Consider the following 24,162-nt stretch of genomic DNA (forward strand, 5'->3'; position numbering starts at 1 on the left):
TACAGCTCCGGCGCTCCCTTTTTAATGGTGTTTTCAGTTACTGGGTATTAGTGGGGTGGTGTGTATTGACAAACGATGACGTTCTCAGGTACGTTGGGTCGGGGTAGTATACGAACAGGCAGGCTCCACCTTCTACCGTTTTTACCATGGTCATACTCACCGCATTTGGAATAGCCGGACAACCCTCGCTATGGCCGAGCTGCCCTTTCAGACGAACTGTATCTTCGCTTACATAGTCGGCACCGTGCAGAACGATATTGCGCGAGAACACATTGTCATTCACTCCTTTTTCCAGCCCTTTTAATTTCAATGACAATCCGTGCTTACCATGATAGCGGCCCATTGTCCGGTAGAAACCCAGGCTGGTCTGATTTGAATTTATTTCGTTTGAAAATTGAGTAGCCAGCAACCCTCCCGAATGACGCCCATGAGCCACATACGTATGAAAGAGGATCAGCTTTTTCTTCAGATCCAGCACGTATAGACGTTTCTCCGACGATGGTTTTGTCATATCGGCAATTAGTAGCAGGGGTTTTGTTTTAGGAATAAGTTGCATCCCGCGCCAGGCCAGATCGAAAACCACCGGATTGAGCCCCAGCTTTGCCAGCCCCAGCGAATCATACAACGGCCCTGTTGCCAGCTTCACAGGCTGGGCAATTTCCGCCGATTGGTTCACCTTCGTTTCCAGTGAAGTGCAACCCAGTATTAATACGAGTAGACAGGCAACGTATTTCATATACCAAAGGTAAGTATGTAGTCGATATGCCCTACGCATGCCTCAGGGCCACCAGACAATCAGGCTGCCACTTTTTTAGAGAAAATTCCCGGACGCAGGGCTATTTTAGACCCCGCCTGCCTTTACCTGGTAGAATGAAGTCTGTCAATGTATAATCATTCCTAAGTCTTGTTATCAAATGAAGAATAGCCTTCTCGGTCTGCTTCTAGGGCTTGCCATCAGTTCAGTTGCCATAGCCCAGTCGAACACGTTCACAAACCCCATTAAGCAGTCAGGGCCAGATCCGTGGGTGTTGCAGAAAGATGGTTGGTACTATTATATGAACACCACCGGAAGTAACCTGACGTTGTGGCGTACGAAGAATCTGGCCGACCTGAACACAGCAGAACGGAAGGTTATTTTCACGCCGCCCACCAAAACAGGCTACTCGAAAGAGCTATGGGCGCCCGAAATTCACTTCCTGGATAATAAGTGGTATGTCTATTTCTCGGCCGATTCGGCCACTAATCTCAGTCATCGCGTTTGGGTAGCCGAAAACACCTCCGCCGACCCATTTACGGGTGAATGGATCGTGAAAGGTAAGATTGGCGACCGCGATGACCATTGGGCCATTGATATGTCGGTGTTTGATTTTCGGGGAAAGCGCTACGCTATCTGGTCAGGTTGGGATGGCCGCAAGAATGGGCAGCAGGATATTTTCATTAGTGAAATGACCAACCCCTGGACGTTGAAAAAGGGAAAACGGGCCAAAATTTCATCGCCAACATTTGAGTGGGAAAAGCACGGAGACGTACCTGCAGCCTGGCAGAAGAATGGCGAAGTACCCCAGATATTTGTCAATGAAGGCCCTGAAGCACTTCAACACGACGGCCAGTTGTTTATCGCTTTTTCGGCCAATGCCTGCTGGCTCGACTACTGCCTGGGCTTGCTGCGTTATCGCGGAAAAGGCGACTTGCTGAACCCGAAAAACTGGACCAAACTGCCACAGCCAGCCTTCACGCAGTCGGCCGAGAATGGCGTCTACGCACCGGGCCATGGAGGGTTCTTTCAGGACGGGAAAGGACAAAACTGGATGATCTACCACGCAAATCCCGGTGCTACTGATGGATGCGGAAACAAGCGGGCCCCACACATCCAGACTTTCAGTTGGAATGCAGATGGTTCACCCAACTTCGGGCAGCCTATTCCAAAGGTTCCTACGCCTTCACCAGCCCAGTGAGGCAGTCTGCCCGAGTTGGCAACGAGCATAATTGCAATTTAACGGGTAGTTTCGGGTAGTCATAGCGTTGTTCCACTACTTTTCTGCAGTCGATCGGTCCGTTTATTTTATACGCATGCATGTTCTAGTTGTTCCAGATAAATTCAAAGGGTCGCTTACGGCGCAGGAAGCAGCCGAGGCAATTCGGGCAGGCTTCCACCGGCACCACCCCAACTGGACCATTACGATCCAGCCCATTGCTGACGGTGGCGAAGGAACTGTAGCCTTGCTGACCCAGGCAACGCTGGGTACGTTCAGAACCTGTACAGTATCTGATCCACTGGGCAGGCCTATCACTGCCAGTTTCGGCTTATCTGGCGATGGGAAAACGGCCTTCGTTGAACTGGCCGAAGCGTCGGGTCTTCACCTGCTTACCTACAAAGAACGAAATCCGCTGTATACCAGCACGTTTGGAACGGGCCAACTGATCCGGCAGGCACTGGAAACGGGAGTGACCGAATTAGTGCTCTGCATTGGCGGCAGCGCTACCAATGATGCAGGCATTGGCATTGCGGCGGCGCTGGGTTTCCAGTTTCTTGATGCACAGGATCAGCCCCTGTTCCCCAGCGGCAATAACCTTGTCCGAATCGCACGGATTGACCGGACGAACGTGGCACCGGCCCTCAGTCAGGTACGTATCCGCGTGGCCTGCGATGTAACGAATCCGTTATATGGTCCAACGGGAGCGGCTTACGTTTACGGGCATCAGAAAGGGGCGAACGCCACTGCCCAGCGCCAACTCGACGATGGCCTTCGACATATTGCCACTATTGTTGAACAAACCCAGGACCTATCGGTTGCCCAGGAGCCTGGCAACGGCGCAGCGGGTGGCGTGGGGTTTGGTGCGCGGGTCTTTTTACAGGCTCAGTTAGAACCCGGTTTTGCCCTTGTGGCGCATTATACAGGATTAGCCGAGACCATCAGGCACACCGATCTGATCATCACCGGCGAAGGAAAATTAGATACGCAAACCCTTCATGGCAAAGCCGTTCGCGGTATTGCCGTGCTAGCGAACGCCGCCAATAAACCAGTAGTAGCCTTCTGCGGAAAACTAGCCCTGAATGAAGCACAGCTAGAGGAATTAGGCGTACAGAAGGCTGTTCAGATATCACCCGCACACCTAACCACCGACGAAGCCCGAAAGCAGGCATTTAGCTTGCTTCGTGAAGCGGTTGCTGACACGTACCCAGCCTCCTGAGCTTATTTATTCGGTAACACTCTCCCCTATCCTGGGGTTTAGAAGCTAAACACAAAACCACCATGGCCCGTCAAGATCCGCACACCGAATACATTATCAGTAAAGAAGCCTACCAGATTGCACTGAGCAGTTTACCGGCCACCGGAACAGCCGGGCAAAAGGCCACATCGCTCCCGATTACCGCCATGCAGTATCGCCAGAACATCAGCAATACCATCAATGCGGGAAAATGGTCAATGTGGGGCATCTCGCAGGAAACATTTGACTTTCAGTGGCACAACGGCACCTGGCAACCACCAGTTAACCTGATTATACGGCAAGACTAACGAGTCTTCCTGACACCGGGGCCAGTTCTATTGGTGAAGGCTCGCCATCACGTCTGTGTTGGCCGTTTCTTCATCAACCGGTTTCCGATGCCACCACGACGCCAGCATTGACCCCGTAATGTTCATGAGCGGTCCGAAAATGGCGGGGGCCAACCCAACCGTAGCCATCTTGCCCATTTCTTTGGCAATGCCAGAGGCAAGCCCCCCGTTTTGCATGCCCACTTCAATGGCAATCGTTCGGCAATCCCGTTCGCTCATCCGGAACAGCCGGGCCGACCAGTAGCCCAGAATGTATCCACACAGATTGTGAATCAGCACCAGGCCAATCAGCGTCGGACCGATCGTGAGCAGGCTGGCTCTGCCGGCTGCCGTAATCACTACGATGATGAACGCGATGCCGAACATAGACACCAGCGGCATGGCGTCGTCGAGCCATTTGGCTTTTCCGCTCAGGAACTTGTTGAACAACAGCCCGGCACCAATGGGCAGAATGACCATCTTAAAAATGTCCCACATCATATGAATCATATCGATTTCAACAAATGCGCCCGCCAGCAACTTCATCAATAGCGGCGTCACAAATGGCGAAATTGTAGTCGAGATAGCCGTAATGGTGATTGACAGAGCCAGATTGGCTTTGGCCAGATAAGAGATCACGTTTGAGGCCATGCCGTTGGGCGAACAGCCTATGAGCACGATCCCGGCTGCAATCTCGGGCTGTAGACCGCTCAGATTGGCCAGCGTAAAGCCCAGCAATGGCATAATCAGAAAGTGGCTGAATACACCAATGAACACGCCCTTCGGCATTTTCACCACGCCCACAAAATCCTGCGCACTCATCGACGTACCCATGCCGAACATGATCAGCTGGATCAACGGCGTGATCAGCCCCGATAGCTTATAGCCATTTATGTCAACAAAGTAATTCGGGTAATAGAGGGCCGTGGTTACCGACGCAAAAATGACGACGGTATAGGAAAATCCCTTCAGCTTTTCGTATCCTCTGAAGCCGATAGCTAATGCCAGGAAGGCAACGATCAAAAACGGACCGGCCTGTTCTAACCTGCCGGCCAGCGCAAAATAGAGCGCAATGAGCAGGCATAACACTGCCAGTGCTGTCATCGCTTTATAGATAGTCATCGTGTTTTAGGAAATAGTTGCCCCAAAAAGTAAGCGGTATAAGCACTGTTACTCTACCGCTGTTATTTTTTATAAGTGAATGAACGTTTATTTATTAATTCTGCGTTTCCTGTACTGAGCCATTGCCGAATGCGGACAAGAGATACCGATAAAGAACTGTTAGTCAGGAAACGCGCCATTTCGATGCTCGTCAACGATGGCCTGGACGGGTTCAGCATGAATAAGCTGGCCAAAGCGTGTGGTATTTCAGTAGCTACGCTGTACATCTACTTTCAGGACAAGGATGACCTGATTCAGCAGATCGGGCTTGATATCAGTCGGAACTTCGTGGCCTCTACCTTCGACGGTTTTTCACCCGATATGCCGTTTGCCGAGGGACTTAGAAAACAATGGGAGAACCGAGCCCGGTTTGCCATGGCCTTCCCCGATGAGGTTGCCTATCACGACATGATCCGCCACACCCACTATGGCGATTATATTCTCGACGAAGTAGTGACAACCTTTAAAAATGTCATGGCTACATTCATCCAGAACGCTATTACTAACCATGAACTAAAGCCGGTTGCGCCGGAGGTCTTCTGGAGCGTTGCCTACGGGCCATTATACACGCTTCTTCGCTTTCACAGAGAACGACAGGGGTTGGGCGGCAAACCATTCCAACTGTCAGACGATCTGCTGGAAGATGCCCTCCAGATGGTGCTCAATGGCTTGAAACCTTAATCGTATTGAAGACCTTAACTACCTGTATGTATGACAGTTCCATTAACACATATACTGGTTTTCAGAACCACGGTTCAAACCGAGGCCGACAAGCATTGTGTAAGCGCCAGTCTGGACGCCCATGAGGCGATCCTGTCATGGACCATCGATTTACAGGACGTTGACTGTGTGCTACGCATAGTGTCGGCCACGCTGGCGCCCGCCTCCATCATTCACCTTATCAACAAACATGGCTTTGCCTGCGCTGAGCTAGAGTAACACATCGCACATGAACCAACCACGTATACTTGCCTTTACCGGATATCAGAAATTTCTGATTGCCATACTTGCCCTGTTGCAGTTCACCGTCATTCTTGACTTTATGGTGCTCTCACCCCTGGGCGATATTCTGATGAAAACCCTGAACATGACGCCATCGGGCTTTGGCCTGGTTGTTTCGTCCTACGCGTTCAGCGCGGGCGCGTCGGGCATCCTGGCGGCCGGCTTCGCCGATAAATACGACCGCAAGAAGTTGTTGCTATTCTTTTATGTTGGTTTCATTGCCGGCACGTTCTTCTGCGCCATGGCCAACAGTTTTGAAATGCTGCTCGCGGCCCGGATCATTACGGGCCTGTTCGGCGGAGTGATCGGGTCTATTTCTATGGCCATTGTGGCCGATCTGTTCGCCATCAACCAGCGTGGGCGGGTCATGGGGTTTATACAGATGGCCTTTGCCGCCAGTCAGGTGTTAGGTATCCCGATTGGCCTTTATTTCGCAAATCTATGGGGTTGGCACGCTGTCTTTCTGATGATCGTTCTGCTGGCCATACTTATTGGTATCGCCGTGTTGCTACGGATGCAGCCCGTTACCAAACACCTGGCCTTACAATCAGATGACAACGCGTTTCGGCATCTATGGAATGCGTTGGCCAACAAGACGTACCAGACCGGTTACCTGGCCGTTGCCTTTCTGTCGATTGGCGGTTTTATGCTGATGCCGTTTGGCAGCGCGTATCTGATCAACAACATTCACTTGCAGCAGGCACAATTACCCCTGATTTTCCTGGTATCCGGCTTGTCGTCGATCATTATTATGCCCGTTATAGGGCGGTTGAGCGACCGGGTCAATAAGTTCTGGTTGTTTACGGGCGGGTCAATGCTGGCTATCGTGATGGTAATCATCTACACCAATATTCCGCCCATTCCGCTGTGGGAGGTTGCAGTCATCAATGTTATCATGTTCATGGGTATCATGAGCCGGATGATCCCCGCCAATATTCTCAGCAGCGGGTTACCCGACATGAAAGACCGCGGCGCTTACATGAGTATCACATCTTCGCTCCAGCAAATGGCTGGTGGCGTAGCGGCAGTTGGCGCAGGGCTGATCGTTACGCAGGCTGGCAAGAGTAGCCCGCTGGCGCATTATAATGTGCTTGGGTACGTGGTATCGATTGCCTTCCTGGCCTGTATCTATTTCGTTTACCGCATGAACGAGCTTGTCACGAAACGGTCGCGAGAAGCATCAATTGTTGTATCGACCGAACCGGCCGACAGTCCACCTCTTGTCATAACAGACTGATTTTCTGACCACAGCACTTCGTCTGAGACAAGGAAGGTCACACATTACGGCTTTGCCAGCTCCAGTTTCAGCATGGCTGTCGCGTACCGGCGGCCCAGTTCCCGAGCTGACGCCGCATTGAAGTGGGTCGCATCGCCCCCATCCGTCAGCCCCGATGCGTCGACGCAGGCAACCCGGGCCACATGCGTAGGTACGTTGCGCAGAATAGCGTTGATTTGCGTACCAGCCGGGTTTTTCTCGACATAAAAATCGCCCAACGTACCCACCACAACCGGCACCGTCGGGCTGTTGGCTATCTGGCGGAACCGTCCGATCAGTTGGGTAAGCTTTTGCTCGTAAACAGCCGCCAGTTCCGGTTTGCTATCGCTCTCGCCCTGATGCCACAAAATGCCGTGCAACGTACCTGATTCCTGGGCCAGCTTCACTCGCTTGATTGCCTCATCGTAGGGGTAGTTTTTTGTTTGCTCGTGGTAGCCCCCCGGTTGCCACGCATCGATCGCCGATCCACCAACAGCCGTTGGAATCAGGCCAATAAAAACGTTCGTATCCTGCGCGGCGAGCTGCCTGCCAAACGCCAAACCCGGCCCCACGCCCACTACGGCCGGTTTATCAAAATGTAATGGCTCGGTAGCAGGCACCCACTGGTTGCTCCTGTTCAGCACCCAAACGCGGGGATGCGGTATCTTGTCGGTATCCTCAACGGTTCCCCGCCCGGCCATGTTCGATTGGCCAGCCAGCATGTAGAGATGAAAGTTAGCGGGTGTTACACCAGCGGGTAAAGCTGATTGAGCCAGCATGGTTAAATGGCTTAGTGACAGAAGAAAGGCGATCAGCAGACGTTTATACATATGAATCAATGTCAGTTTTTGTGGCGATTACCGTTTCACAAACCCCGTCATGACACCAAAAGAAATGCCAGGGCAGGTAACCACCTTGTTGTACAAAGCATAAATTACTACCGGTTACCTTGCCTGCCGGCGGCTTAACTGGCTTGTATTGGGTACGTTCCGGCCAGAACAGGCAAAAACAGCCAATAATTGCCTGCTGACAGACAGTAAGTCGACACCGATCTCCTACTTTTTTGCGGGGCTTCTATTAAGCGAATGCTCTACGACCTTGTGAACCGACGTTACTTTACCCGCCTGTTTTCGGCAATTCCATTAGCCTCTATCAATCCCGTGCAGGCTAGCTACTCTCCACTCTCTACCGGCAATGCAGTTCCGCCATTGGCCGGTGATGACAGAGCCTACTGGCTTCAGACGTTGCTGAAGGTAGCTGATCCGGTGTTAAATGCGCTGGCGAAAGGCCAGTTGAAAGCCATTATGCCGGTTGAATCTGCACCGGGGCAAGAGGCCAGTCGCCGGAAAGTATCCTACCTGGAAGCGCTGGGCCGTACGCTGGCGGGAATGGCACCCTGGCTGGAGCACCCGGCCGCAGGAGCCGAAAAGGCGCAGCAACAGGCCTATGCCGGGTTGGCGCGGCAGGCGATTACGAACGCCGTCAACCCGCAGTCGCCCGATTTTATGAATTTCACCCAGGGTGGTCAGCCGCTGGTCGATGCTGCTTTTCTGGCCCACGGGCTGCTTCGGGCACCAACGCAACTCTGGCAACAACTGGATAAAGAAACCCAGGTACGTTTGGTAGAGGCGCTGAAATCGACCCGGACCATCAAGCCCGGTTATACGAACTGGCTGCTGTTCAGCGCGATGGTTGAAGCAGCATTGCTCAAATTCACCGGCGAAGGCGACGAGATGCGCATGGATTACGCCATTAAACAGCACCAGGTCTGGTACAAAGGTGACGGTGCCTATGGCGATGGTCCTGATTTTCACTGGGATTACTACAACAGTTACGTTATTCAGCCTATGCTGCTGGATGTGTTGCAAACGCTCGTGAGGGCAAAAAAAGCCGACCAGTCGCTGTATGATTTGCTGCTCGCCCGCGCTCAGCGATACGCCCTCATTCAGGAGCGGTTAATTGGCCCCGACGGATCGTTCGCAGCGTTTGGCCGGTCGCTGGCCTACCGCTGCGGGGCCTTCCAGCTACTGGCTCAGGTTACCTTACAAAACCAGTTGCCGCCCGATCTGACCGGCGCTCAGGTACGTAGCGCACTAACAGCCGTTATTCACCGCACCATGGACGCGCCAGGTACGTTCGACGCCAAGGGTTGGCTGCAAATTGGCTTGTGCGGTCACCAGCCCTCCATCGGTGAAACCTATATTTCTACCGGAAGTCTATACTTATGTTCGGAAGCTTTTCTGCCGCTGGGCCTCGCCGCCAATGACCCATTCTGGACCGCACCCGCCGAAGACTGGACTGCAAAAAAGATCTGGTCGGGCCAGGACGTAAAAGCAGACCACGCTATCAAGGGGTGAACGGCAGTTGAATTGGACCTAGTGAATGGCGTACAGTATGGTAAGCCGTCTTTAACCAGTGATAAATAGTGCGTTACTTCCACCCCAATTAACTTAAGGCAGGAACGTACCCAATGGTCTTCCAATTTAATGTACAGATATTGGTAAGCATCGCCTCTGTCATCACTCCCGTCGTCGGGATGATAGAGGCGATGCGTATTCAACCAACTGAATTAGTTAAGCACTCGTGTAGCAATGTCGTTCTGAAGGGCCGGGGTAAACTATCTTTTCTCAGGTCAGTTACTCAGATACACGTAAACACACGTACCAACAATGAACTACGTTCGATTTGGCAACACGGGCCTGAGGGTGTCGAAACTTTGCCTTGGCTGCATGACTTATGGGCGGCCAACAGACCGGTGGCCCTGGGCGCTCAATGAAGAGCAAAGCCGCCCATTCATTCAAAAAGCGCTGGACCTGGGCATCAACTTCTTCGACACGGCCGATATATACACCGCCGGAGCCAGTGAAGAAGTAGTTGGCCGCGCCCTCCGCGATTTTGCGTCCCGGGACGAGGTGGTGCTGGCTACCAAAGTGTTCAACCCAATGGGGCCCGGCCCGAATGATCAAGGGCTGTCTCGCAAGCACATCATGAGCGCTATCGATGCCAGTCTGAAACGCCTTGGTACCGACTACGTAGACCTGTATCAGATTCACCGCTGGGATAGCAACACCCCCATTGAAGAGACGATGGAGGCCCTGCACGACGTGGTAAAAGCCGGTAAAGCCCGTTACATCGGCGCATCATCAATGGCTGCCTGGCAATTTGCCAAAGCACAATATACCGCCGATCTGAACGGCTGGACCCGTTTTGTGTCGATGCAGCCACAGTATAACCTGGTGTATCGGGAAGAAGAACGTGAGATGTTGCCTTTCTGTGACGATCAGAAAATTGCGGTTATTCCCTGGTCGCCGCTGGCACGTGGCCTGCTGACCGGAAAACGCAGCAGGGAGCGCAACGAAACCGAGCGAGCCAAAACAGATGCCTTCGGCAAATCGCTGTACACGCGTGATGATGACTACGTCATTGCAGATCTGGTTACGAAGATGGGCGAGGCGCGCGGCATTCCGCCTATGCAGGTTGCCCTGGCCTGGTTGTTTACCAAACCGGTCATTACGGCACCCATTATTGGAGCCAGCAAACCCGGTCACCTGGAAGACGCTGTGGGCGCGTTAAGCGTGACGCTCACCGACGACGAAGTAAAGCAATTGGAAAGCGCGTACCAACCGCATCCGGTGGCGGGCATTTGAGCATCAACAGAGTAGAAAACAGAAAAGCACTTAACATCACTGTTGAGTGCTTTTTTACGCGTTCGTCGATACGGTAAGGTATCCGATCTGAACCAGGTACGTTTCGCTTAGTGAAACAGGCTGGTGGCTAGTTCCCAAAGTCCGAAAGCCATCAGTGCCGAGCAAAGTAGCACAACAGACCAGGTAATCAGATTAACAGTAGCAAGTGATACGGATGGAAGTGATTTAGTAGGCATGACGTGTTTTAGGCGTTACAGTGCATCTACCTACGGAAAACGGATAACAATAGTTTCTTTTAAATAAGTTTTTAATACGAATAAATACATTTAAGTAGAAGCTGGGCGAAACCAAAGCCGTCGTATAGTGTCTCGTATGGGCTACATCCACTCTGAAGCAGCGCCTTTTCCACTTCCACTTCTGGGCAGTATCTATCATCCTGATAGTCATTCCAACCTTATAATCGATAAAGAGGTCTGGAAGTAAGTTCCCGCCCATTATTGATTACTTGTTCTATAGAATTATTAAACTAATCTACTTATTTTACCATTCCCGGCCCGATTAGCGTGTCTGGCCCGGTTAGTTACAGCGTTTATCGGGCCTGTCTATGAATAAGCATCTGTTTGTTGCCAGTATACTTATTGGTACACTTAGTGGCTACTTCAGCAAGGCGCAGGGGCCACAGAACTCAAATTGGTATTTCGGCACGAATGCGGGGCTTTCGTTTAGTGGAGGCACCATTCAGGCCGTAACGAATGGCCAGCTTCGTTCGACGGAAGGCTGTGCTGCCCGGTCGGATGAGACGGGTCAATTGCAATTTTATACAGACGGTAGCACAATCTGGAATCGCAGGCATGAAGCAATGCCGGGGGCTACCGATCTTGGCGGAAGCGGCCAGAGCACCCAGGCAGCGCTCATCGTACCGCATCAGGCCAGTAACGCCGAGTTCTACGTCTTTTCGGTAGCGGGCAACCAGCAAACCGGTATCCAATATGCCCGGGTAAACATGACTCTGAACGGCGGATTGGGCGGCTTAACGACGAAGAATAAACAACTGGCAGCCCAGTCTACGGAGAAAATCGCGACAATCAGCCATTGCAATAACCTGAACCACTGGGTCATTACACACGACGCGGGAACAAATGCGTTCCGGGTTAACCTCCTCAATGACAACGGCGTAATTATGCCGCCAACGCTGTACCGGGTTGGTAGCGTACATCAGCAGCGGAAAGGGTATATGAAGCCGTCGCACAATGGGCGAAAGCTAGCGGTAGCGGTGTCAGACAGTGCCCACGGCGGGTTTCTGGAGGTGTTCGATTTTGATACGAAAACCGGCGCGATCTCGAACCCGATGAAATGGCAGAGCCCGGAAACGGATGGGGCATACGGACTTGAGTTTTCGCCCGACAACACGTTGATCTACCTGACCACGCTCTTCGGCAAAACGATTTATCAGCTTCGGGCAACGGATCTGACAGTTACCGCACGGCTGTCTGTGCAGGCGCAACAGACTGCTTCGCCCGGAATAGGCGCGTTGCAGCTTGGCCCCGACGCCAGGATTTACGGCACCCAACCCGGGGAAACCCATTTGTTAGCCATTAATCAACCCAACCAGCCTGGCCCCGCCTGTAATCTGGTGGTTCAGGCGGTTGACCTGGGCGGTCGGCGGGCTTTGGCGGGACTGCCCCCCCTTATTGATACCCTTCCCAGCCTGCCGCCAAAACTCAGCATTTCGCTCGAACAACTCGCTGGTTGCAATCAATTTCGGCTCACGTCCAAGGTAGAAAACCTTGATTCAACGTACCTGATATACGCATGGTATGCTGACGGCACGGCTATCGACGGCGCAAATAGACCCACCGTAATCCCAACGAAATCAGGTACGTACAGCCTGAGGCTACGGGAAATCAAATGCAAAGACATTCAACTTCAATCGAACCAGGTGCCCGTTGTGCTGCTTGAGGTAAACCCCACCGCACGGGCTGTTGCCGATTCGTGTGGCCGTTTCCTGCTACAGGCACATGCCACTGGCGGTACGCCGCAATGGACAGGCGCTGGTATTCAACCGCCCCGCGACAGGCTGGATTCACTGACGGTGACTGCCCTGGATGGTACGCAGACGTACACGGTCCGGGTCAGCAGTTTAACCGACGGCACTTGCTTCTCCGAGAAAAAGGTAACCGTAACGTTTCAACAGCCCGCCCCGTATCAGCTCAGCCAGCCAACGCGATCGGGTTGTGGCGACTCACTGACTGTAGAAGCTCCCCCAACCCGTGATTGGGATCACTTCCAGTGGACACTGCCTACTGGCCAGACGGTAACGGGTGGACGCCTTGTGGCCCGGCAGAGCGGACAATACGCCGTTAAAGCGCTCAGCACCAGCAGCGGCTGTAGCAGCGATGCCTCGCTGAATGTGACCCTGCACCCGTACCCGGCGGTACAACTGACCAGTCGGCTGATCGACACCTGTTTCCGAAACATCGCCCTGGGTTATCTTGCGCTTGATGCGGGCCCGCTGCCCAACGTAACTTACCGCTGGCTACAGGCTGGTCGGATAGTCAGTTCAGACCCGGTCGTGCAGGCGCAATCATATGGCCTTTATACATTAATAGCCCGATCATCGGCGGGCTGCGAAACAGCCGACTCGGTGCGTATTGTCTCCAGTTGCCCGCCTACCCTACCCAGGGCATACGTACCTGATGGATTCACGCCTAACCAGGATGGCCTGAACGAGACCCTGGTCATTCATAGCTCAGGAACGGAGCGCATGACCCTCACCATCTATGATCGTTGGGGCGAAGTACTTTACCGCTCTACCGACACACCAGGCAACCAGGCCGGCTGGTCAACCTGGGACGGCACCTACCGCGGCCAACCCGTTAACAACGGCCTGTACTTATATCGACTCGAGATAAAAGGAACGGACCATCCGGACGTATTCACCCGAAAAGGTGTCATCGACGTACTTCGCTAGCCAACAAAAAATCCCCAAATCGCTATGATTTGGGGATTTTGCTCCCGAAGCTGGGCTCGAACCAGCGACCCTCTGATTAACAGTCAGATGCTCTAACCGGCTGAGCTATTCGGGAATGTGCCGGACGATGTCGTTGTTCTGATATCGTGGTGCAAAAGTAGGCCGCTGAGTGGTTCAACGCAAGCGTTTGGCGAAAAAAAACGTTCATTTTCGTTGCTGCCGCTGCTTTCGCCTTAGGGTTGCCTGCACAACCTAATGACTATCAGTGACTACGAATGACCAGCAAAGGCTAAAAATTTTATCGCTGTCCGTAGCCGGTTGGGCCGCCGAACACGTCGGGGCGGTTGGCAGGTACGTTCTCCAGGATCAACTCCTTTACCCGGCGGGCGTCCCCCTTGGTGAAGTTGCTCAGCACGATCTCGGGCCGGGCACGGGGCAGGATGCGGATCGTGGAGAAGAACAGGCCGTTGTCGATCTCTACGCCCGAAATGTCGGAGTAGAAGATGAAGTTGTCGGTACCACCAATGAGCTTCTTCACGCGGAAGGTGACGCCCTTGTCGTTAAACTCAACCACGTCCTGCCGGATCGGGTCTTTAAAACTGCTGCTGCTAAAACGTTCGTTCATGGCTTTTTACGTTTACAGTTTGCTGTTTACCGTCTTCTGTTGCTTCGTTCAGGTACGTATCTGACCACAGCGAAGCAACAGAAGACGGTAAACAGCAAACTGTAAACTATTTTTTAACGTGTACTACTTTTTTTGTTTCGAAGAATTCACCCTCAAAGTAATCAGAGAGATTGTAAATGGTGTATTTATCAGGAATCTCGGCGAGTTCTTCGGTCAAATCGCCGCCTTTCAGATACAGAACCCCGTTGGGCAGGTCGTTGTTGCCGCGCTTCGTGATTTTGTAGCGCATCCAGCTCATAAACGGCTGTAGCCGCGTTACAGCCCGGCTCACCACAAAATCGTAGCTCTGGCCTATCGATTCGGCACGTACCTGCTCGGCACGCACGTTGGTCAGCCCCAGCGCCTCGGCCACGCCCTGCACCACCGTGATTTTCTTGCCGATGCTATCCACCAGGTGAAACTGCACCAGCGGAAATAGGATCGCCAGCGGAATGCCGGGAAAACCGCCGCCCGTACCTACGTCGAGAATCTCGGTGCCGGGCTTAAACTGAATCACCTTGGCAATACCCAGCGAATGCAGTACGTGCTTTTCATACAAGGCGTCGATATCCTGACGCGAGATTACGTTGATTTTCGCGTTCCAGTCGCGGTATAGCCCGTCGAGCGCAGCAAATTGTCTTTTCTGCTCGTCGGTCAGGTTCGGGAAGTAGCTGTTAATGAGTTCCACGTGTCAAAATATTACGCTTCAGGGATATAGTTCCAGGTTTCAAATGGCGCTGCTGATCAACCGGCTGATTGCTTGGCAAAGCACCGCAACGGCAGACCGTTTAACATCTGAAACTCGAAATTGAATGCCCGAAACTAGTTTCACCATCCTGTCTGTTTGCGGCGCCAGGTAAAGACCATGCGTGCGGTCGACAGGCAATAATAAACGGCCAGCGTGAGGTCGGTGGCCGGCATCGCATACCAGCGAACCAACTGGTCGAATCGGTGGCTGATACGGCCGATTATACCCCAAAATAAACCAAAACGAAGCACAAACAGACCGGTTGTGATCAGCAACAGCGGCTGATACAGTAACGTGGTCTGATGGGTCAGTATAAGCCAGACAACGTACCCAGCCACCAGCAAGCCCAGCAACCAGCTGAGCACGTGAGTGCCTGTGATGAGGCCCAGCCAGAGCTTATCGCCGGTTTTATAATGTTTACCTACGGCCAGATGCCGCTGTTTCTGCCGTTTCCAGTCAGCCCAGGTTTCTTTCGGCGTCGACAGCGTGAACGTATCCGGGTGCAGGCTGACGGCTACATTTTGAGGCGTAGCGGCTTCATTTACGAACAGATCATCATCGCCGCCCCACACGCGCATATGGCTGTAAAAACCTTTATGCCGGAAAAACAGATCGCGCCGATACAGCAGGTTACGCCCCACGCCCATGTAGGGCCGCCCCGCAAGAGCCATTGATACGTATTGCACGGCCGTAAACAGGGTTTCTGAGCGAATCAGGAAGTTGAGAAAACCGGGGCGGCGGCTATACGGCGAGATACCCAGTACCATTTCGGTCGACGGACTCTGGAGTGGCGCTACCATACCCGCCAGCCATTGATCAGACGCGGGACGACAATCGGCATCGGTCAGCAAAACGGTCGGGTACGTTGCCTTTTTCATGGCAATGGTCAGTGCATATTTTTTGGGCGTCACATGCGCCGCTTCCACATCGACCCGGATATAGCGTAGGTTAGGCAGCAACGGCACCAGTTCCTCCAGCAGTACGTCGGAAAGATCGGTGGAGCGGTCGTCCATCACCAGCACTTCAAAGAGTGGGTAATCCTGCGCGGTCAGCATCGGGAGCAGTTCGAGCAGGTTATCGTGTTCGTTATTGGCACAAACCACGACTGTTACTCCCTGGGCAGCAGACGGCGCACCAACCGGGGTCGGCACAGGCCGAAACGCCGTTCGGGCAAACAGAAAAAGGAGGCACAGCACCTGAATCACCAGCACGCCAAGCCATCCCGCCAGTAAACTAGTAATCACCAGAACGGTAGCAGTTTAATCAAAGGAGGAAGTAGACTATTCAACGCCGCAAAGATAGAGACAAACAGCGGCATCGTACCTTTGTGGTTTCAGCACAATGCTTTCTGTTTACCGTTTACTGTTTGCTGTTTACAGTTGCGCTGCTCATGAGCCTCAGGGTACTTATGGCAGCGCAACTGTAAACAGCAAACAGTAAACGGTAAACTCCAACCAATGACCTTTACAATTCAACACAACGATCCGGCTTCGCAGGCACGCACAGGTACGTTAACTACCGATCATGGCCCAATTCAAACCCCTATTTTCATGCCTGTCGGTACGGCGGGAACGGTAAAAGCGGTGCATCAGCGCGAACTGGAAACAGATATCAATGCCGACATTATTCTTGGCAATACCTACCATCTCTATCTACGTCCCGGCCTCGACGTGCTTCAGCAGGCGGGCGGTCTTCACGGTTTCAACGGCTGGAAACGACCCATTCTGACCGATTCGGGGGGCTATCAGGTCTATTCGCTCTCAAACACCCGGAAGATCAAGGAAGAGGGCGTCACGTTCAAATCGCATATCGACGGATCGAAACATACATTCACGCCAGAGGGAGTAATGGACATCCAACGCACGATCGGGGCCGATATCATGATGGCTTTCGATGAGTGTACCCCCTACCCCTGCGACTACGCCTATGCCAAAAAATCGATGGACATGACCCACCGCTGGCTCGACCGCTGCATTACGCGTTTCGACGAAACAGAGGGGCATTACGGCTACACGCAATACCTGTTCCCCATCGTTCAGGGCAGCACATATACCGATTTGCGGCGCGAATCGGCGGCTATCGTTGCCGGTAAAGAACGGGTGGGTAACGCCATCGGTGGTCTGGCCGTTGGCGAACCGGCCGAAGAGATGTATAAAACCATCGACCTGGTCAACGAGATTCTGCCCCGCCATAAACCGCGCTACCTGATGGGCGTGGGTACGCCCGCCAACATTCTGGAAGCCATTGCGCTGGGCGTCGACATGTTCGACTGCGTGATGCCAACCCGCAACGGCCGCCACGGACTGCTGTTTACAACGGAAGGAATCATGAACATGAAGAACGAAAAATGGAGCCGTGACTTCAGCCCTATCGACGCCGGTTTGGGCGGCTACGCCAGTACGTTCTACACAAAAGCCTACGTGCGCCACCTCTTCAAGTCAGACGAACTGCTGGCCGGCCAAATTGGCTCGCTTCAAAATCTGACGTTCTACCTCTGGCTCGTCCGGCAAGCCCGCGCCCATATCGAAGCCGGCGATTTTGTGTCGTGGAAAAACGATATGGTGAAGCGATTAATGGTAAGGATGTAGAAGAGGGAGGAAAGGGAGGAGGGGGAAGAAAAGAAGGAAGGGGATGCTTACGCGCTGGTATTGCTTACGCAGATGCCCCTTCCTCCCTTTCTTCCCCTCCTCCCTCTCTTCCCTTTCCTCCTCTAAAACGGATACCCGATGCCGAAGACAACGTTGACTGGGTTAGTACCCGAGAACGGGGTTTTAAACGAGAACCTGTTCAGGATAAATCGCTCATCGACCAGTTGTTTCGTCGTTGCATCAACGTACCTGCGCGAGGGGTCGTAGGCTTTCACGGCAAAGTCGAAGCGGATCACAAAAAACGAGAAATCAAGGCGTAAGCCCACGCCTGTGCCTACGGCAAGTTGTTGATAGAACGTACCGGGCCGAAATACCGCGTTTGGGTTGTTTCCCGGATCACGGAGCAGCCACACGTTTCCGGCGTCAACGAACACGGCGCCATTTATATCAGCCCCAAAGTGGAAAAGTCTGGCCCGTAATTCGGCTGAGCCTTCCACTAATACGTCGCCTGGTTGCTCGAAACGATAATCGAACTCCCCATTCTGGCCGTTAGCAAAGACCGGCAACGTTGTTCCATCCGATAGCGTGAATGAACGCGGATACGACGCCCCTAAACCCAGACGGCGGGGCAACCAGGCCCGTACACTGTTGGAACCACCCGCGAAGAACCGTTTTTCATAGGGGGCGGTCAGATTGGACCCATAGCCAAAGACGACCCCGGCATTTACCCGAAAAGCCAGCAGCGCACGTGACGAGATAGGCAGGTAGTGCCGGTAATCTACGTTTGTGCGCAGGTACTTGTATAAGTTCAGGCCTGAGCTTTGCGATAGGGATTCGACCGCCGAGGTCTTCAACAGATTCAGCGTGGTGCCACCCGACTCAAGCGTTGTCCGGAAGAAATTGGCGCGTTTGTTTTGCCCCAGAATATTGGTATTGTACGTGTAGCCAAAACTTATGCTGGAGAAAAATGCGTTTCGAAAGCTGTTGCCAATTGTGCTCCCCTCGTTCGTCAGGCTATCCAGCGACTTTTGAAACTGTGCGCCGATATCCGTTTGTTGAATACCAGCCTGCAGGTAGTTGACGTCAACGATGCTGGCGTTGAATTGCTGCGTCTGGGTACGTTGCCACAGGTACGTCATGGTACCGCGCAGATTTCGACGGGTGTAATCGGGCCGGTCGGTAATCGTGTATCCCAGCGATAACTGCGTACGTGGGTTAAGCTCATTGAAGAGAAAACGCGTTTTTCCGGGAAACAGAATCTGTGGAAAAATCAACGAAGTCGTCAGGCCAAATTCCTGCGAATACAGCACTTTATTGACGGCGAAACCTAACTGCGCTTCCAGACCAAACCGAGCAGCTACCTCAAAAGTCTCCAGCCCGCCAAAGAGATTACGTACCCGTAGTGCAGCATTGGCATAGGGGCCCGGAAAACCCTGCCCATAGTACAACACGGTTGCCCCTAACTCAGTGGTGATATCGTACTTATCCAGCGGAGTGGCCGTGATCACGGTTCTCAGGCGGCGACCAGTTGTATCCGTGAAGTTGACGTTGGCAAACCGGAACTGGTTTAACAGAAAGAGCTGCCGTTGCGTGTCGGCGTAGTCTTTTAACCGGTAGAGCGCGCCCGGACGCAGGGATATTTTAGTATCAAGTAAGCGTGTCGAGTACATACCAGGCTCCAGAAAATACCGGATGCCATTGCGTCGAACCGTATCGACGGCCACTTTAGGGTCTCTGGCCAGCGTCATCTGCACGTCACCAACATAATAAACCGGGTGAGCGCTTTTTCCGGGCGGGTTCAGAATCTGCATGGTCAGATCAACAGGCTGGCTGGACTTATCCCCGGACACGTTCTGTATTGTATCATTCCCGAACGGGATTATGTACTGGCGTGAGAAGCTGTAGTAGCCGCTATTGCGCAGCAGCTCCTCAATTCGGACGCTTTCCGCAAAAACCTTGTCCTCGTCTAGCCGGTCATTCGCTTTAATCAGCGCAGCGCTAAGTGAATAGCCGACCAGCGAATCGATCCGTTTATCGGGAATGTCGTACGAAATTGACCGCAGAATTGACGGTATTCCTTCAGAAACAATGTAATTGACTCGTACTCGGCTGTCGGCCAGTGTATCAACGGTGTAGCGAACCGTTGCGCTCCGAAAGCCTTTCTTTCTCAGAAAGAGACGCATTTTAGCGGAGTCAGCCTGGGCGTCGGCCTGCACGAAGTAAACGGGGGGCTCGCCGAAATTACGCATCACCCAGTTGCCTTTTTCGATGTATTTCTGATCACGTCGCGCTTCCCGGTTGAAGCGCCTGTTCAGTTTTTTCAACGCTTTGGAATCGCCTCCTACCACCTGGCTCTCCTGTTCGAAACGCACGGTCAGCGCTTCTAATTCTTTACGCCTCTGTTCGGGGTCATACTTTCCGGAGAAGCCCTGATAAATCCATAAACCAGGTGTAAAAGGCAGTTGAAGCAGTCGTTTGTTGGGACGTCGGGGAATAAGCGCTTCCAGTTCTTCGGTGTCAATGGTCTGATTTCCTTTGACAGACTGTGAAAAAAGCAGGTATTGATTCCCGGACCGTTTCGCTGGTGCGCAGGCGGCCATCAAATAAACAGACAGTAAAATCAGGCCACCGATCGTGCATACTGAGCGTTGGGCTTCATGCTTGCCAAAACTGAGTATACCTTTGGTCCACCACCGGGGTTTCTGCTCTACTGTATTGAACCGGGGGGCCGATTGTCTATTAGTCATTCCTTATGATATCAAAATCTGTCGCGCAGTTTGTCAGGTCGTTGCACCAGAAAAAATACCGTCAGCAGGAAGGCTGCTTTCTGGTCGAAGGCGCGAAGAGCGTTCAGGAAGTGCTGTCATCAACATTTGAGGTCGATCTCTTACTGACGACAGACGCTTTCTACAAAGAAAACGCCGACGGGGCAGACCGCCAACGCTGCCGAATTGAAACCGCTACTGCCGAAGAACTAACCCGCGTTGGTACGCTCGAAAGCAATAACGCCGCGTTGGCCGTTGTCCGTATGCGTGCAAATGTACCGCTTTTACGAGCGCCAGACGCCTGGGTGTTGGTTCTCGATGACATTCGTGACCCCGGCAATCTGGGCACTATTTTGCGCATCGCCGACTGGTATGGGATCGACACCATTTTATGCTCGGAAACAACCGCTGACGTGTATAACCCAAAAGTAATTTCGGCCAGTAAGGGCTCGTTTACACGCGTAAACTGGTGGTATGGCGATCTGACAGGCGTGCTCAACCAAGCCAATGCACCTGTGTACGGCGCTTTTCTGGATGGCGACGACGTTCATCAGAGTCCATTCAACGCAGCGGGCGGGTATATCGTGATGGGCAACGAAGCCAACGGAATCGGTCCGAACATAACGCCGTTTGTTACCCAACGGATTACGATTCCCCGCTATGGCGACGCTGAGTCATTGAATGTTGGTATTGCCACCGCCGTGATCCTGGATAACCTCCGCCGCGTGCAGGGGTAGGTACGTTGCTCACTGGGTGATGTGGCGAGTTGCCTGTCAGTAGTACCACCTAAGTGCAACGTCACAACACGTCTGCAACGGGAAACACCATCTCAAAGGATGTCATTGCGATAGCCGCCAGCCGCGTACCCTGACTGATGTCGGGGAAGTAATCGGTGTTGATCTGAAGCGCATGAAGCGACGCGAACTGCCCTTTTCCGCTGGCCGAAGGTGCTGTCAGGACCAGTTCGTGCCCTCGCCGTTGGGTCACCTGAAAGCCGGGTAACAATCTTGTGCTCACCGGAAACGACAGGCCACCGGTGCTGACTCGCACCGAGAAAAATGCCTGCCCGTCTTTACGCACCAGGTACGTCTTCGAGCCGTCTGGCTGGGTCGTAATCGTGAAATCGGCCTGCTCTTTCGGAATACCCCAGTTGGCGATGCCATTGTCGACGCTCACCTGGGTTGACACGTAGATTTTTGAGATCGAAAAGGTGGTTCGCCCGTTAAGGTTGAAGAGGCCGGGGATGAACAGCAACTCGCAGTACGGCCCCACATCCGACGACGTATAATCGACGAGCATAACGGTACCGATCCAGCCGCGATACCCTGCCTGCTGGAAATCATCCAGAAACCCATGCTGCCGCACGAACATCTCGGGAAAATGCGCAATCAGAACGAGGCCACTGCCCGTCAAGGTCCAGGGGGGTAATGCTGTCATACCGCAAGTAACTAGTTTTTCAGGTACAATGCTTTGTAGATTAGTGTGTTGCTGACGCCAGGCCCTTCGACCGCAATACATTAACGGCAACGTACCCACAAAAAAAGCCCCGCCAGAAATCTGGCGGGGCTCCTGAAAAGAGGATTAACGCTTACGCTTCGGCTTCTTCCGTGATCGTGATCGACTGGATTTTGTCGCCTTGTTTGATCTGGTCAACGAGGTCGATACCGTCGGTTACTTTACCGAAAACCGTGTGGTTCCGGTCGAGGTGAGCCGTATTCTGCCGGTTGTGGCATATGAAGAACTGTGAACCGCCCGTGTTGCGACCCCGGTGCGCCATGCTCAACACCCCGCGATCGTGGTATTGGTTGTCGCCCGACAGTTCGCAGGGAATGCTGTAGCCGGGGCCACCTGCACCCGTGCCGGTTGGGTCACCACCCTGAATCATAAAGTTGGGAATGACGCGGTGAAACACAACACCGTCATAAAAACCAGACTTAGCCAGTTTCACAAAGTTGGCAACCGTACCCGGTGCATCTTTTTCAAAAAATTCGATCGTCATAGTACCACGATCGGTGTTCATTAGAGCTTTCATTGGAAGAGAGTTTACCGTTTTCTGTTTACCGTTTTCTGTTACTCCGCTAGATTCAGATTAGTACTTAAGCAGCGCAACAGAAAACAGCAAACTGAAAACAGAAGACTGTTTTATGCGATTTGTTTATATAATTCTTCCCGCTGCTGCTTTACACGCGGGTCGGCGATGAATTCGTCGTAGGTCATCAATTTATCGAGCATGCCGGTTGGCGACAGTTCGATTACCCGGTTAGCGATCGTCTGCACAAACTGGTGGTCATGCGAGGAGAACAGCACCGGGCCTTTGAATTCGATCAGACCGCGGTTTTCCGCTTCAATCGACTCCAGGTCCAGATGGTTGGTTGGCTCGTCGAGCATCAGGGCGTTGGCACCTGATAGCATCATCCGCGAGAGCATACAACGTACCTTCTCACCCCCTGATAACACCGACGCTTTCTTCAGCGATTCCTCGCCCGAGAAAAGCATCCTGCCCAGGAAACCCCGGATAAAAGACTCGTCTTTCTCAACCGAATACTGACGCAGCCAATCGACCAGGTTCAGGTCATCGGCGGCCTGGAAAAACGCATCACGGCCGGTATCATTCGGGAAGTACGCGTTGGTGATCGTTACACCCCATTTGAACGTACCTGAGTCTGCTTGTTTTGTGCCCGACAGCACATCGAGCAGCGCCGTAACGGCGAGGCTGTCGCGGCTATACAGGAAAACCTTATCGTTCCGGTTCATAGAGAACGACACGTTACTGAACAGTTTCTGGCCGTCTTCACCCGTGTACGACAGGTTCTCGACCGTCAGGATCTGGTCGCCCGGCTCACGTTCCGGCTTGAAGTGGATATATGGATACTTCCGTGAAGAGTACGCAATATCTTCAATGGTGAGCTTCTCCAGCAGTTTCTGGCGGCTTGTAGCCTGCTTCGACTTCGAGGCGTTGGCCGAGAAGCGGCGAATAAACTCTTCCAGTTCCTTCCGCTTGTCTTCGGTCTTCTTATTCTGATCCTGCTTCTGACGGAGTGCCAACTGGCTCGACTCGTACCAGAACGTGTAGTTACCGGCGTACTGCTTCACTTTCGAGAAGTCAATATCGACGATGTGCGTACACACCTGATCGAGGAAGTGCCGGTCATGGGAAACTACAATCACCGTGTTCTTGAAGTTAGCCAGGAAGCCTTCGAGCCAAATGGCCGATTCCACGTCAAGGTTGTTGGTCGGTTCGTCGAGGAGCAGGATATCCGGATCGCCGAAAAGGGCCTGAGCAAGCAGCACACGCACTTTCTCCGAGGCGTTCAGGTCGGCCATTTGCGTATAGTGCAGGTCTTCGGTAATGCCTAGTCCCGATAGCAGCGAGGCGGCATCTGATTCGGCATCCCAGCCGTTCATCTCGGCAAACTCTGATTCCAACACGCCAGCACGCTCGCCATCGGCGTCCGTAAATTCGGTTTTGGCATAAAGAATATCCTTCTCCTGCATGATGTCATACAGGCGCTTGTTCCCCATGATAACCGTTTGCAAAACAGGGTATTCATCATAGGCAAACTGATTCTGGTTCAATACCGACATCCGTTCGCCGGGCCCCATGGTCACCTGCCCCGTCTGTGGCTCGATCTCACCCGACAGGATTTTCAAAAACGTTGATTTTCCGGCTCCGTTGGCACCAATAACGCCGTAGCAGTTACCGGGTACAAATTTTATGTTAACGTCGTCAAAAAGTACCCGCTTGCCGTAGCGCAGCGAGACGTTCGATACTGATATCATTCGCGTTCGTTGTGGCTGAAATTAAGCCGCAAAGGTACGAAATTT

Annotated in this window: 22 protein-coding genes and 1 tRNA gene; 11 read left to right on the forward strand and 12 right to left on the reverse strand. The window is 52.9% G+C overall.

Going from position 1 to position 24,162, the window contains the following annotated elements; all coding sequences use genetic code 11:
* Positions 1-37: 37 nt before the first annotated feature.
* On the reverse strand, positions 38-736 hold the full coding sequence (locus tag J2I46_RS05925; RefSeq protein ID WP_207328027.1) for a murein L,D-transpeptidase catalytic domain family protein: 699 nt from the start codon (positions 734-736) through the stop codon (positions 38-40).
* A gap of 178 nt (positions 737-914) precedes the next feature.
* Between J2I46_RS05925 and J2I46_RS05930 the strand changes: the two genes are divergently transcribed.
* The 3 genes from J2I46_RS05930 to J2I46_RS05940 all read left to right on the forward strand — a co-directional run bounded on the left by J2I46_RS05930 (position 915) and on the right by J2I46_RS05940 (position 3,518).
* Positions 915-1,955, forward strand: a complete 1,041-nt coding sequence (locus tag J2I46_RS05930) for a glycoside hydrolase family 43 protein (RefSeq protein WP_207328028.1) — start codon at positions 915-917, stop codon at positions 1,953-1,955.
* Between the two features lie 115 nt (positions 1,956-2,070).
* Complete coding sequence (locus J2I46_RS05935; RefSeq protein ID WP_207328029.1) at positions 2,071-3,192, forward strand: glycerate kinase; 1,122 nt, start codon at positions 2,071-2,073, stop codon at positions 3,190-3,192.
* A gap of 62 nt (positions 3,193-3,254) precedes the next feature.
* On the forward strand, positions 3,255-3,518 hold the full coding sequence (locus tag J2I46_RS05940) for a hypothetical protein (RefSeq protein WP_207328030.1): 264 nt from the start codon (positions 3,255-3,257) through the stop codon (positions 3,516-3,518).
* A 27-nt stretch (positions 3,519-3,545) separates the two neighbouring features.
* On the opposite strand, the gene J2I46_RS05945 is transcribed toward J2I46_RS05940, so the two are convergent.
* Positions 3,546-4,658, reverse strand: coding sequence for a bile acid:sodium symporter family protein (locus J2I46_RS05945; protein WP_207328031.1), 1,113 nt, complete (start codon positions 4,656-4,658; stop codon positions 3,546-3,548).
* Positions 4,659-4,787: 129 nt separating this feature from the next.
* On the opposite strand from J2I46_RS05945, the gene J2I46_RS05950 reads away from it, so the two are divergent.
* Genes J2I46_RS05950 through J2I46_RS05960 form a run of 3 tightly spaced genes read left to right on the forward strand, consistent with a single transcriptional unit; the run spans position 4,788 to position 6,936 of the window.
* A complete protein-coding gene (locus tag J2I46_RS05950; protein ID WP_207328032.1) occupies positions 4,788-5,378 on the forward strand; it encodes a TetR/AcrR family transcriptional regulator in 591 nt (196 codons plus the stop codon).
* A gap of 30 nt (positions 5,379-5,408) precedes the next feature.
* Positions 5,409-5,636 (forward strand): hypothetical protein, encoded by a 228-nt coding sequence (locus J2I46_RS05955; protein WP_207328033.1) that lies wholly within the window; start codon positions 5,409-5,411, stop codon positions 5,634-5,636.
* A gap of 10 nt (positions 5,637-5,646) precedes the next feature.
* Positions 5,647-6,936, forward strand: coding sequence for an MFS transporter (locus J2I46_RS05960; RefSeq protein WP_207328034.1), 1,290 nt, complete (start codon positions 5,647-5,649; stop codon positions 6,934-6,936).
* A gap of 44 nt (positions 6,937-6,980) precedes the next feature.
* Here J2I46_RS05960 and J2I46_RS05965 read toward each other — a convergent pair whose 3' ends face one another.
* Entirely contained in the window at positions 6,981-7,784 is an 804-nt protein-coding gene (locus tag J2I46_RS05965; RefSeq protein ID WP_207328035.1) for a sialate O-acetylesterase, read from the reverse strand.
* Between the two features lie 255 nt (positions 7,785-8,039).
* On the opposite strand from J2I46_RS05965, the gene J2I46_RS05970 reads away from it, so the two are divergent.
* Both J2I46_RS05970 and J2I46_RS05975 read left to right on the forward strand, forming a co-directional pair.
* Entirely contained in the window at positions 8,040-9,311 is a 1,272-nt protein-coding gene (locus J2I46_RS05970; protein WP_229379547.1) for a DUF2264 domain-containing protein, read from the forward strand.
* A gap of 312 nt (positions 9,312-9,623) precedes the next feature.
* Positions 9,624-10,601, forward strand: a complete 978-nt coding sequence (locus J2I46_RS05975) for an aldo/keto reductase (protein ID WP_207328036.1) — start codon at positions 9,624-9,626, stop codon at positions 10,599-10,601.
* A 107-nt stretch (positions 10,602-10,708) separates the two neighbouring features.
* Here J2I46_RS05975 and J2I46_RS33150 read toward each other — a convergent pair whose 3' ends face one another.
* Positions 10,709-10,837 (reverse strand): hypothetical protein, encoded by a 129-nt coding sequence (locus J2I46_RS33150; protein WP_262898004.1) that lies wholly within the window; start codon positions 10,835-10,837, stop codon positions 10,709-10,711.
* A gap of 368 nt (positions 10,838-11,205) precedes the next feature.
* On the opposite strand from J2I46_RS33150, the gene J2I46_RS05980 reads away from it, so the two are divergent.
* Entirely contained in the window at positions 11,206-13,572 is a 2,367-nt protein-coding gene (locus J2I46_RS05980) for a T9SS type B sorting domain-containing protein (protein ID WP_207328037.1), read from the forward strand.
* Between the two features lie 41 nt (positions 13,573-13,613).
* On the opposite strand, the gene J2I46_RS05985 is transcribed toward J2I46_RS05980, so the two are convergent.
* From J2I46_RS05985 to J2I46_RS06000, 4 genes are all read right to left on the reverse strand, one after another.
* Positions 13,614-13,687, reverse strand: a tRNA-Asn gene (locus J2I46_RS05985).
* Positions 13,688-13,870: 183 nt separating this feature from the next.
* The gene (locus J2I46_RS05990; RefSeq protein ID WP_207328038.1) at positions 13,871-14,197 is read right to left on the reverse strand and encodes a hypothetical protein; all 327 of its coding nucleotides are present in this window, start codon (positions 14,195-14,197) and stop codon (positions 13,871-13,873) included.
* 106 nt (positions 14,198-14,303) lie between these two features.
* Positions 14,304-14,924: a 16S rRNA (guanine(527)-N(7))-methyltransferase RsmG gene (gene rsmG / locus J2I46_RS05995; RefSeq protein ID WP_207328039.1), complete on the reverse strand. Its 621-nt coding sequence runs from the start codon at positions 14,922-14,924 to the stop codon at positions 14,304-14,306.
* Between the two features lie 140 nt (positions 14,925-15,064).
* Positions 15,065-16,228: a glycosyltransferase gene (locus tag J2I46_RS06000; protein ID WP_207328040.1), complete on the reverse strand. Its 1,164-nt coding sequence runs from the start codon at positions 16,226-16,228 to the stop codon at positions 15,065-15,067.
* A gap of 213 nt (positions 16,229-16,441) precedes the next feature.
* Here J2I46_RS06000 and tgt point away from each other — a divergent pair, with 213 nt between their 5' ends.
* Positions 16,442-17,572 (forward strand): tRNA guanosine(34) transglycosylase Tgt, encoded by a 1,131-nt coding sequence (gene tgt, locus J2I46_RS06005; protein ID WP_207328041.1) that lies wholly within the window; start codon positions 16,442-16,444, stop codon positions 17,570-17,572.
* A gap of 122 nt (positions 17,573-17,694) precedes the next feature.
* Here the strand turns inward: tgt and tamL are convergent, their stop codons facing one another.
* Positions 17,695-20,319, reverse strand: coding sequence for a translocation and assembly module lipoprotein TamL (tamL, locus tag J2I46_RS06010; protein WP_207328042.1), 2,625 nt, complete (start codon positions 20,317-20,319; stop codon positions 17,695-17,697).
* A gap of 5 nt (positions 20,320-20,324) precedes the next feature.
* On the opposite strand from tamL, the gene J2I46_RS06015 reads away from it, so the two are divergent.
* Positions 20,325-21,074, forward strand: coding sequence for a TrmH family RNA methyltransferase (locus J2I46_RS06015; protein ID WP_207328043.1), 750 nt, complete (start codon positions 20,325-20,327; stop codon positions 21,072-21,074).
* Positions 21,075-21,135: 61 nt separating this feature from the next.
* On the opposite strand, the gene J2I46_RS06020 is transcribed toward J2I46_RS06015, so the two are convergent.
* From J2I46_RS06020 to J2I46_RS06030, 3 genes are all read right to left on the reverse strand, one after another.
* Positions 21,136-21,774 carry an acetoacetate decarboxylase family protein gene (locus J2I46_RS06020; protein ID WP_207328044.1) on the reverse strand — a complete coding sequence of 213 codons (639 nt, stop codon included), beginning with the start codon at positions 21,772-21,774 and terminating at the stop codon, positions 21,136-21,138.
* Positions 21,775-21,925: 151 nt separating this feature from the next.
* Positions 21,926-22,369 carry a peptidylprolyl isomerase gene (locus J2I46_RS06025; protein ID WP_229379550.1) on the reverse strand — a complete coding sequence of 148 codons (444 nt, stop codon included), beginning with the start codon at positions 22,367-22,369 and terminating at the stop codon, positions 21,926-21,928.
* Between the two features lie 110 nt (positions 22,370-22,479).
* On the reverse strand, positions 22,480-24,117 hold the full coding sequence (locus tag J2I46_RS06030) for an ABC-F family ATP-binding cassette domain-containing protein (RefSeq protein ID WP_207328045.1): 1,638 nt from the start codon (positions 24,115-24,117) through the stop codon (positions 22,480-22,482).
* Between the last annotated feature and the right edge of the window lie 45 nt (positions 24,118-24,162).

The organism is Fibrella forsythiae, assembly GCF_017353175.1.
In the GTDB taxonomy this organism is placed as follows: Bacteria; Bacteroidota; Bacteroidia; order Cytophagales; family Spirosomataceae; genus Fibrella; species Fibrella forsythiae.